A 1,713-nucleotide genomic window follows, 5' to 3' on the forward strand; every position below is an offset into this window, starting at 1 on the left:
GGCACCCGCTTGGGCCGGGGGTTATCTGTCTCCGAAGACGGTGCGGTGCCAGTCCTTGCGGGCCACCGCGGTGGTGTCGAACATGACGTGCTTCACCTGGGTGTACTCGTCCAGCGAGTACTGGGACATGTCCTTGCCGTAGCCGGACGCCTTGTAGCCGCCGTGCGGCATCTCGCTGATGATCGGGATGTGGTCGTTGACCCAGACGCAGCCGGCCGCGATCTCCCGGGTGGCGCGCAGCGAGCGGTGCACATTGCTCGTCCAGGCGGAGGCGGCCAGCCCGTACGGGGTGTCGTTGGCCAGCCGCAGGCCCTCGTCGTCGCCGTCGAAGGGCAGCACGACCAGCACCGGGCCGAAGACCTCGCCCTGCACGACCTCGCTGTCCTGGGCCGCGCCGGTGATCAGGGTGGGCGGGTAGTACGCGCCCCGGGTGAGGTCGTAGCCGTCGTGGCCCCGCTCCGGGACCCGGCCGCCGGTGACCACGGTGGCGTACGAGCGGGCGCGCTCCACGAAGCCGGCCACCCGGTCCCGGTGGGCGTACGAGACCAGCGGGCCGAGGTCGGTGCGCGGGTTCAGCGGGTCACCGATCCGGATCGCCGCGAACAGCTCGGCCACCCCGGCCGTGAAGGCGTCGTACAGCGGGCGCTGGACGTAGGCGCGGGTGGCCGCCGTGCAGTCCTGGCCGGCGTTGATCAGCGAGGCCGCGACCGCTCCGTGCACCGCGGCGTCCAGGTCCGCGTCGTCGAAGACCACGAACGGGGCCTTGCCGCCGAGCTCCAGGTGGGTGCGCTTGACGCTCGCGGTGGCGATCTCGGCGACCCGCCTGCCGACGCCGGTGGAGCCGGTGAAGGAGACCATCGCGACGTCCGGGTGCCCGACCAGGTGCTCGCCCGCGGTGCGCCCGGCGCCGGTGACCACGTTGACCACGCCGTCCGGGATGCCCGCCTCGGTGCAGGCCCGGGCGAACATCAGCGAGGTCAGCGGGGTCAGCTCGGCCGGCTTGAGCACGATGGTGTTGCCCGCGGCGATCGCCGGGAGGATCTTCCACGCGGCCATCTGCAGCGGGTAGTTCCACGGCGAGATCGAGCCGACCACGCCGACCGCCTCGCGCCGCACGTAGGAGGTGTGGTCGCCGGAGTACTCGCCGGCCGCCTTGCCCTCCAGGTTGCGGGCGGCGCCGGCGAAGAAGGCGGCGTTGTCGACGGTGCCGGGCACGTCGAACTCGGTGGCCAGCTTGACCGGCTTGCCGGTCTGCGCGGTCTCCACCCGGGCCAGGTCGTCGGCCGCCCCGGCCAGGACGGCGGCCAGCCGGGTGAGCGCCTCGGAGCGCGCGCCCGGGGTGGCCGAGGACCAGCCGGGCAGGGCGGCCCTGGCGGCGGCGACGGCGGTGTCCACGTCCTCGGCGGTGGCCAGCGCGACCTGCTCGACCACGCTGCCGTCGGCGGGGTTGACGACCCGGAAGGGGTCTCCGCTCCCCCGGGTCAGGCGGCCCGCGATGTACTGCGCGCCCGGGCCGAAGTCGGTCAGGTCCATCTGGTTCCTCCAAGTGCCGTGGTTCGACCGCTGCGGGGTCACGCGTCCGCGGTGGGGGTCTGCGGTCCCGCTGACCTTGCCTGCTGCGGGGTTGGGGTGACAAGGGTCACTTCGACAACCTCGGCGCGAAGGGCCTTACAGGGTGCAAGGGTGCGGGCAGGGCAACACCTCGTCGGGGGG

1 protein-coding gene is annotated in these 1,713 nt (G+C 73.3%); it reads right to left on the bottom strand.

The genetic code is table 11. The features are described from left to right. Positions 1–21: 21 nt before the first annotated feature. The gene (locus ACIQOV_RS40380) at positions 22–1,533 is read right to left on the bottom strand and encodes a gamma-aminobutyraldehyde dehydrogenase (RefSeq protein ID WP_401055981.1); all 1,512 of its coding nucleotides are present in this window, start codon (positions 1,531–1,533) and stop codon (positions 22–24) included. Positions 1,534–1,713: the final 180 nt, after the last annotated feature.

This window comes from Kitasatospora sp. NPDC091257, assembly GCF_044757675.1.
GTDB classification, from domain to species: domain Bacteria; phylum Actinomycetota; class Actinomycetes; order Streptomycetales; family Streptomycetaceae; genus Kitasatospora; species Kitasatospora lactacystinica.